This is a genomic window from Segatella copri (assembly GCF_009494835.1).
GTDB classification, from domain to species: Bacteria; Bacteroidota; Bacteroidia; order Bacteroidales; family Bacteroidaceae; genus Prevotella; species Prevotella copri_F.
Window position 1 is genome coordinate 1 of sequence record NZ_VZBE01000079.1, and the last position, 9,323, is coordinate 9,323.

Sequence of the window (9,323 nt, forward strand, 5' to 3'; positions counted from 1 at the left end):
ATAACCAGTAAACTTTCCTCATTCTTCTCTCAAACACTTTTTATATGTACTTTCACGAGTTGAAAATGATAGTAATTTGAAGAGTATCATCAAACACGTATGGTTCGCAGAATCAACTGCCAGCTTGAAAGAATATGATTTCTTGGAGGGTAGAGATTACAATAACATCAATAGGGAATCGCTTATGGTTCATCGAATCATTGATGGTATTATATTCAAATACAATGAGGTTTTGAAATCATATAGCTCTAAGGTGTCATTATGTGTTCGGTATAAGGATATTCCTGCGGCTTTGGATAAGCTTCGCATTCCTAAAGACTATACCATTCTGGTTGGGAGCATAGGTAATCATCTGCTTCCTAAAGGGTATGCTGCCAGTCCGAATGTCCATTTCGTCTATTCAAGACAACTTGAGATTATCATTATGAGAAATAATGTGTTGCCATTTGCCTCTTTTGAGAGAACTGTATGCGATAAAGAGGGATATGAGTTAATAGATAAAGATAAAAGTAAAGTGCTATACTCAAATATCTGGAAAATACGAGATAATGAGGATGCTAAAAATCGAGCTGCCGAAATGAAGCTTTTTTACTTGGTGATTGGTTGCTATGCTGCCATATGTATGCCTCCAGAAAATGAACGGAAGTGTATTCGCATAAAAGCTGTTGATGGTATCACCCAGGATACGTTTGACTTGGATAAGATTATGTGCATAACAGAATATAAACTATAAAAAGGTTGGGATATGGGAATAATTCTTATTGTATTTCTGGTGTTGTCTCTGACTTCTTTACTCTCCCTGAAGGTTCCTGAAAAGTCTTCATCAAGATTTTGGTTGGTAGCCTGGACTTGGCGAAATATTGGAAAACCATATCGTAATTATCTTCTACAAAAGGTAACTACTGCGAAAGTAATATATAGGTATTTGGAAGTGATGGGACTAATAAATGCTTCTACCTTAATCTTTAATATGTTTAGAGTTAAGGTGGGAGATTGGGTAGTTGAACTTTCTGCCGATCCTGTCGATAAGATTGTACTTGTCATAGATATTCTTCTAACTGTTGTTGCCGTAGCATATTTGTTGTTGCAATATTTTAAAACTAATAATGAAGATGTTGCAGGAACGACTGCCAAAGATATATTGTATGCTTTTGCAAATAAGCATGATGAGATAAAAGAACTTTTACCATTATATCAAGACTCTATTGAGAAATTGCATCTTAAAGAAGCGTATAAGCATTTGGTTACCATAAGGAAAATTGTTTGTAAGCGTGGAGCCACGGATTATGAGCTGCTTGCAACCATTGACTTTCTGATGGGTAAATGCTCTCGTTTTATAAAAGAAAATAATGAAAAAGATGAATTCTCAAGGGCTTTTGACGAAATGGAGAAAGCTAATGCGTTTTTGGTAGATATTGTAGAAGAGTATATATACATTAATATAAATAGGAATAAAAAAACGGAAGTATTAGATTTGTGCAAACGGGTATTGGATAGAGTGCCTGATAATGCTTTGGCATATGCTGCGAAGGTTGTGTTGGCAGAGGATGTAGAAAAAACATACAAGGAAGTTCCTGAATCTGTTTTGAGCAAGATAGATTTTCAATTTGTGTTGATGAATTACATATTACATCATCCTGAACAAGAATGGCTATGTATAGATGATGTACGACTAGATATTCCTGAAGACTTAACTTATGACAATCTTCGTCAATGGAGTTCTTGCATATCTATCAGTTCGACCCGTCTATTACGAGAAGGACACTTTTTCTACGATGGCAGGAAAATTACACCAATTTTAAATCGTGTTTATAATATTATTACTAAGTATAAGGAATTATCTAAGGGGACTGACATTGAAAACATATATCCTGATGTTGAATTTATAGCTTTGTATTGTGAGTTTCATTTGTCTGATGATCAAGAAAGAAGGACGAGGATTATTGCTTCTATGAAAGATTGTAAGCCTTCTCGGGAGAATACTATTTCTTATACACTCATGTTATTAGAGATGCTTTTCATAAACAAGAATTTTGAAGAGGCTGCACATCTTCTAGAGGAGCATAAGGGGTGTAATGACGAGATGCTAGCTTTGGTTTGGTTCATTTTGGCAACAAGAACGATTGATAAAAGGTACGTGATAAAAGCTTTTGAGCATTTAAAGTGTATCAATATCTTGTTACCTGATATGCATTGCCAGTCTGTATTAACCTGTGCTATTATTTATGGAAAGGATTTAAAGCAATATGAGCATTTAAAGGTATTTAAAAACTCAATTACCCAGCAGGTATATGAATATGCAATATCATATTTTTCAACCAGTACTTTTGATGTAGAAACTATAAAATGTCTTGCAGAAAAAGCTCCAAAAGAAGCTAAGTTCATTTTGGCTCAGATATTAAGTCGAGAGAATTGTACGGATGAGGCCTTAAAAATCATTGAACCGTTGACATCAGATGGAGTATATTCTGTAGAAATGGGAGTATATCTCAATATAATTCGTGGTCATGAAAAATATAATGATATTTATTTTGATGCTTTGAAGAAGCTGAGGAAAAATGGTGTTTCCCATGTAGATGCATTCCTGGAAGATGAGTATTTTTTGGCTGTAAGTTGTAATGACTTGAATGATGCCGGTGAGGTAATCTGTTTGTTGTTTGATAAATATCCAGACAATAACAGTGTGTTATGCAATTATCTCAATTATTTGAACCTTACACAGCAGCATGATAAATTCTCTCAATATGTTGACAGAATCATTAATCTTGTAGAAGATGATAACAAGCTAAATAGTAATTTCTTCAATTTGTTGATATTGCAAGGGTTCTATAATGAAGGTCTGGAATTCTTGTATAGAACCATATCTAGAACGAAGTCGCAAGAACTGAAGGATTTGTGGTTCCAATATATGCATACTCCACATATTTCACCCATTATCAATGAAGAGAAAAAGGTTGTTGAGAATGGAGATTTTGTTGTGTATGAGGAAAATGGGCAGGAAAAGAGTGAAGATGTGTTCAATAATTCTAATACCGAGAAGCTTATTGGACACAATGTTGGTGATGAAGTTGCATTAGATAGATTTGGGGTTATTTCTAAAGCGAAAATAAGAAAAATATTCAACAAGTACCAATCGCTTACAAGACAGATATATCGTAGTTTACAGCAGGGGCAAAGTAAGAGTATTCGTATGCTCTCGCTTGATGACTTGAAAGGTGGTGATGGGAATATCCTGGCCAATTTGATGATGTTGTCGGGTGGATATGATCATAAGAGGCAAATAGATGAATGGGAAAAACAATATGAAAGAGGTGAAAAAATGCTTATCGAATCATTTGGTGGCCATAATGCGTATGAGGACTGTATTGACAGATTGTTTGGAAATAAGAGGATATATTGCTTACCTTGTCAGAACTATAAGAATTGTCCTATAACTGACTACGAATGTGTATTGGATATTACCTCTGTAGCCCTTTTGAGTATGCTTAGTAAACTCTTTGGTGTAACTTTTGATAAAAAGTTTGTTATTCCCAACGGTTTGCAGATTTATCTTCAGCAGTGTCTGCAAAGAGAAAAGGTAAATATGCCAACTTTTATTTCGTCTGAAATTATTGAGAGATTAAAATTAAATAAGGAAAAGCAAAAAAGTTATCATCTTGGATTATTGGAATATATCTTAGAGTGGATTGACAAAAACTGTATAATAGAAGTTGCAACGAAGAGATTGAATTTAAACTTCAAGGAAAGTGATTATTCGTTTTGGGGAATTCAGAGTGAGAGTATGTTGTTAACAATAGATAAGAAAAGATGTATGATAAGTGAAGATTGGGGGCTAATGTCTAAATTTGAAAACTTTAGAATTCTTAATACAGAGGCTTATCTATATTTGTTAAATGTCAAGGATAAAGCAGATATTTCAAAGTTTCTTGCAGATTTGCATTTCGTAGGAGTTAATGTTGATTCTGATTATATGGTTGATCAATATAGCAAGAAGAATAGGGGACTTCCAAATACTTTTGATGAATGTTTGGAATCTCTTAGAATAAATATGTATAAAATAAAGGATGGTCTTAATCTTGCGAATAAAATATTGAATTTAACAATAAAACTTCCTGCAGATCCTCTAGCTGTAACAAATATCTTTAGTAAAATTTTGGAGGATAAAACTACTGAATTTAGGGTTGATTTGATCAAACAGATGAAAAGTCAGAAAGGATTGCATCCGGATTTTATGAGATATTTGATGGATACTGTAAAAATAGATAAACTCTTGTTAGTATAAGAGTTGACTATATAAATTATTTCGAATTAATAAAATTATAGTTAGCATAAATGAAAATAGCATTTGTTAGCGTCCGCGGTATTCCAAATAACTACGGAGGCTTTGAGCAGTTTGCTGAGTATATCTCAGTGGGCTTAGTAAAGCGTGGCCATGAGGTTACTGTGTATTCTCCTTCTTATCACCCTTATAAGGATGATGAGTACAAGGGTGTGAAAATCAAACATATCTATAGTCCTGAGACTTGGATGGGTGGAAGTATCGGTTCGTTCTTCTATGACTTCATGTCACTGAAGGATGCCTTGAAGCGTGAGAACTTCGATATCATCTATGAGGCTGGATATACGAGCATCATTCCTGCTTTCATCTGGTTTGATGTGAAGAATGTTACCAAGAGTATTGTGGTTACCAACATGGATGGTCTGGAATACAAGCGTACCAAGTTTAACAAATGGGTGCGCAAGTTCGTGTTCTGGGAGGAGAGAATGGCTGTAAAACATAGTCATTATCTGATTGCTGATAATATGGGTATCCATGATTACTATAAGGAGAAGTATGGCAAAGATAGTAAGTTCCTGGCATACGGTGCCGACATCCATGATGATTATGATGTGGAACATCTGAAGGTGTATGGCTTGAAACCTGAGGAATACTATATTCTGGTAGCAAGACTGGAGCCGGAGAATAATATCGTGATGGCCATTGAGGGTTACTTGCATTCTAATGAGAATGGCAAGCGTCCTCTGATTGTAGTTGGTAAAACCAATACGCCTCATGGTAAGGAACTGGTTGCCAAGTATGGTAAGGAAAAGAGTGTGAAATTCGTAGGTGGAATCTATGACTTCAACAAACTGAATTCTATCCGTCACTTCTCTAAGGCTTATTTCCATGGCCATAGTGTAGGTGGTACCAATCCTTCTCTGTTGGAAGCGATGGCTTCTGAGTGCTTTATCCTTGCTCACGATAACATCTTTAATCGTGCCGTGTTGAAGAAGAACTCTTTGTACTATCCAAATGCAGAGAAGGTGACTGAGATGCTGAATGATATCGAGAATATCTGTACACAGCATAAGAAGAACTTCACGGATGGAAATGTGGAGGAAATCAAGAATGAGTATTCTTGGGAGCATTTGGTTGACCAGCATGAGGAATACTTCAAATGGTTGCTGGAACAGAAACGATGAACCAATCTAAAGATTTACTTTTAAAATTTCTTAGTGCCGTTCTCTTTGGTGAGAAACTGGATGCTTCTGATTTTGCGGAAGCAGATTGGAAAAGCATCTTTCAATTGGCAGATGAACAAACTGTCTCAGCTTTGTTGCTAGACGGGATGAGTCTGTTGCCTTCTGAGTGCATCACAATTCCTCTGGGTAATAAGCTGAAGAGAATTGCGACGATGCAACGCATCGAACAAATAAATTGTCTGCATCGGAAGGTCATTGTAAAGATTGACCAATCCTTGAAATCTGAGGGTATTCCTGTTGTCTTTATGAAGGGACAAACGACAGCTTTGCGTTATCCCAATCCTTTGCATAGAACTCCAGGCGATATCGACTTTGTTGTGAATCCTAAAGATTTCAAGAAGACAATGGAGGTGCTGGAAAAGATAGGAAAAGTAGATCATGATTTGGTGCATGAGCATCATGGTATGGCATGGGTAGATGGAGTGACAGTAGAGCCTCATTATAAGGTTCACAATTACCAATGTCCATCTACCGATCATGCTATGCAGGAAATGTTTGCTTCGGTATTTCCTTCAGAGTTGTCTTCTGCTGATATGGATGGGTATGCAGTACCTGTATTCCCTCCAACCTTTGAGAGTGTATTCCTGATATCGCACATGGTAAACCATGTATATGAAGAAGGATTGGGGGTGAGGCAGGTGATAGATTATGCCATGTTCTTATCGAGCTGTGCAGACAAGATAGACTGGTTGCAGCATCATGAATATCTGCATCAGATGCGCATGGAAAGGGCATGGAGAATCTTTACTTGTATTTGTGTTGATTATCTGGGAATGTCCTTACCATCACAAGTGGAGCCGTTTTCTCATCAAGAGAAGATGTGGGCAGCAAAGATGATGACTGACATCATGAGAGTTGGCAACTTCGGTAGAGGTGAATATGTATTTCACCATCGTGGATTCAAGGATGCCTTCAAAAACTACTGTTGGGTAGTGAAAAGGTGCTGGACTCTTGGCTTTGTCTGCCCTAGTGAAGCAAGGTGGTGGATTATATCGAAGGTGAAGCGTTTCTTTTGGAAGAAATCGTTTAAGAAATAGGAATAATTAAAAGTATATAGAAAATGGAAGTAATAAAGACTGATATTGAAGGCGTGCTCATCATTGAGCCTCAACTGTTTAGAGATGCTAGAGGCTATTTCTTTGAGAGCTTCAGCGAGCGAGAGTTTAAAGAGAAGGTGGAGCCATTGGTGGGCTACAAGGTGGAGTTCTGCCAGGACAATGAGAGCATGAGCAGTTATGGTGTGATGAGAGGCTTGCATTTCCAGAGACCTCCGTTTACCCAGAGCAAGCTGGTGAGATGCGTGAAGGGTAGAGTGTTGGATGTTGCCGTGGATATCCGTAAAGGTTCGCCAACATACGGCAAGCATGTGGCGGTGGAACTGACAGAGGATAATCATCGCCAGTTCTTTATTCCTAAGGGCTTTGCGCATGGTTTTGCTGTGTTGTCAGAGACTGCGATATTCCAGTATAAGTGTGATAACTTCTATCACCCAGAGGCTGATGGTGGTATCTCTATCTTGGATGAGAGCTTAGGCATTGATTGGCGCATTCCTACGGAACATGCTAATCTTTCGGAGAAGGATACAAAACATGAGGTGCTGAAGGACTTTGAAAGTCCTTTCGAATACTAAAAGAATTCTTTTTCTAAAAATATTTAGGTGATTTTTTCGAAAACCTACCCGTCCTTCCTTACCATTAAAGAAGGCTTTTTTCGAAAACCTACCCGTCCTTCCTTACCCTTAAGGAAGGCTCCACCTCTCACCCCGGCCCTCTCTCCTCAGGAGCGAGGGAGAAAACCGCCCTCCGGTGCTCGGAACCGCTACGCTATAAGGTTGGCGGACCATCAAAGGTCTCGCCAAGTTGTGCGGGATTGGACCGCCTGGCTAAAGTGGAGACCGCATGGATGGGCTTGGTTTGCTATAATGGACTTATGGAATACTGATTTTGAGGGTAAAGAGCCTTTGGTAGAAGATTTGAAGAATCAATGTCATTGGGAATGTGTGTACTTTGTAGGTCGTTAGAGTGATGAGGACTTACGCCTTTACTATTATGCAGCCTATGTTTTTTCCATCCGTCACCAAAAACGAGGCGTTTGGTGTAGGCATCGTTGAAACGATAGCATAAGGTACACTTATGCAAGGAAATGAGAGCTTAAGTAGCTATGGCATGCAAAGAGAGGCTAGCAATTCTTGTTTCTTAGAGGAATAGACTTTTCCCAAAGATAGGAAGATATGACAACAACTTTTTGGTGCGAGTGTTAGAACAACTTTTATTTAAGCAATAAATAAGTATGAATAGAGATGAATTTTATCATTATTATGATATTGGTGCTATTACAGACCCTGCGGAGCTAAGTCAACGCTATTTTACAATAATTGAGATAAAGAGGAAATTTGTTGATTTACAACTAGTAGGTCAGTCTCTTTATCTTGATGTTAAGTTATTTATAAATAACTATATACGTAGTAAAACCGACAAAGATTTTGGGTATGATGAGTTTGATAGAGATAAGGTCCTTCAAGCAATTAATATAGTAAATTTGCGAGCCCAGTATTTATTGCTAGGACATTTGGAAAGACTATTGGGGAGTTTGGGATATGATACAAATTGGATTGTTATAGAAAAAAATAAAAGAGCCTATTTGTTAAGTTTTCATGAGAAAAAGTATTTTAAAGCGGCTATGCAGTTTTGTAAGTTTCATTTATGGGCTACACTGTTATGCATAATTTTCATTTTTGCTATTTGGTGCGTTGTATTATGCCCTGCTCCTTGTAAGTCATTAATTTTTTTTGAACTTAAGCAAGAAAATTATTGTGAAAATAACATTTTGAATTTTATAGCAAATGTCCTTTCTTTATTTTTAGGATTTTCCAACTCTGCAAAACTTAATTGTGTGTCAGTTTGTGGAGTTTTTATGTTAGGCATATTTCGGTTATTTTATGTTGTCTTGTGTGCGAATTACTTATTCAAAAATCTTTTCTTTAAAGTTAAAATAGATGATACCAAGAACTAGTTTATACTTATATCTTTCAAGATTTGATAAGAGTCAAAAGATGCGACTCTTTCTATTGTGCTATGGCATTTTTTTGCACCTTTCCGTAAGTGGTATCTTGCCAAATTGGGGATATTTTATTTGTGATGCCTTTTATTTGTTGGCTTATTTCTCTCTATTTCGATTAAATGCGTTTAAATATCAAAAGTTATTGATGATGACAGATTATTTATACGTTTTATTGATATGTTGGGGAAAGCCACTTAATTCTCTTAGTGTTTTCTTTATGATGTTAGGTGTCCTACTCATTCCTCTAAATAAAAAGTATTTTAAAAAAAGCATAAAACCATCATTGGCTTGTTATATATTAACTTGTATACTTTTGATTTGGGGAACGTACAGAACATGTGTATTTTCTTATATTGATTTTATGGCCTATGTACTAATTTGTCCTTTATGCTATGAAATATACGAAATTGATTGGAATAGAAATGAACGAACTGCATTTTTTTCTGATATTATTGATGCATATTATAGAAAACAAATCAAACCTCATGAAATATATAAAAATATAATATCTGCTTTTAACCAAAATTTTGGTGATAATTTAATAAAGGACATCGTTTGCCTCATTTCATTTGATGAATTTAAAACTTTTTATTTAGTAAATTCTTCTCACTTTATATATGATTTTAAAATAAATATATCCGATAATGCACAAAAAATCGGTAATATAGAGTTCTATATAAATGTAGATTTCTTTCTTTTACCTTTGCACCCAGGAATCAAGTTAGGATATTTGGTTAATG

Annotated in this window: 7 protein-coding genes; all 7 read left to right on the forward strand. The window is 36.1% G+C overall.

Annotated elements, in window-relative coordinates; genetic code table 11:
* Positions 1-76 precede the first annotated feature (76 nt).
* A complete protein-coding gene (locus tag F7D47_RS11885) occupies positions 77-733 on the forward strand; it encodes a hypothetical protein (protein WP_153085157.1) in 657 nt (218 codons plus the stop codon).
* A 12-nt stretch (positions 734-745) separates the two neighbouring features.
* Positions 746-4,282 (forward strand): hypothetical protein, encoded by a 3,537-nt coding sequence (locus F7D47_RS11890; protein WP_153085158.1) that lies wholly within the window; start codon positions 746-748, stop codon positions 4,280-4,282.
* A gap of 50 nt (positions 4,283-4,332) precedes the next feature.
* Complete coding sequence (locus F7D47_RS11895) at positions 4,333-5,463, forward strand: DUF1972 domain-containing protein (protein ID WP_153085159.1); 1,131 nt, start codon at positions 4,333-4,335, stop codon at positions 5,461-5,463.
* Positions 5,439-6,560: a nucleotidyltransferase domain-containing protein gene (locus tag F7D47_RS11900; protein ID WP_153085160.1), complete on the forward strand. Its 1,122-nt coding sequence runs from the start codon at positions 5,439-5,441 to the stop codon at positions 6,558-6,560. Before F7D47_RS11895 ends, F7D47_RS11900 begins: the two co-directional genes overlap by 25 nt.
* Before the next feature lie 23 nt (positions 6,561-6,583).
* Complete coding sequence (gene rfbC / locus F7D47_RS11905) at positions 6,584-7,153, forward strand: dTDP-4-dehydrorhamnose 3,5-epimerase (RefSeq protein WP_153085161.1); 570 nt, start codon at positions 6,584-6,586, stop codon at positions 7,151-7,153.
* Positions 7,154-7,812: 659 nt separating this feature from the next.
* Positions 7,813-8,535, forward strand: coding sequence for a hypothetical protein (locus F7D47_RS11910; protein ID WP_153085162.1), 723 nt, complete (start codon positions 7,813-7,815; stop codon positions 8,533-8,535).
* A partial coding sequence (locus F7D47_RS11915) for a hypothetical protein (RefSeq protein WP_153085163.1) occupies positions 8,519-9,323 on the forward strand: 805 nt, incomplete at its 3' end. The genes F7D47_RS11910 and F7D47_RS11915, both read left to right, overlap by 17 nt.

Bases quoted from the DNA above. Each gene is read 5' to 3' on its own strand.
- rfbC (WP_153085161.1), top strand. From the start codon at position 6,584: ATGGAAGTAATAAAGACTGATATTGAAGGCGTGCTCATCATTGAGCCT.
- F7D47_RS11895 (WP_153085159.1), top strand. From the start codon at position 4,333: ATGAAAATAGCATTTGTTAGCGTCCGCGGTATTCCAAATAACTACGGA.
- F7D47_RS11910 (WP_153085162.1), top strand. From the start codon at position 7,813: ATGAATAGAGATGAATTTTATCATTATTATGATATTGGTGCTATTACA.
- F7D47_RS11890 (WP_153085158.1), top strand. From the start codon at position 746: ATGGGAATAATTCTTATTGTATTTCTGGTGTTGTCTCTGACTTCTTTA.
- F7D47_RS11900 (WP_153085160.1), top strand. From the start codon at position 5,439: ATGGTTGCTGGAACAGAAACGATGAACCAATCTAAAGATTTACTTTTA.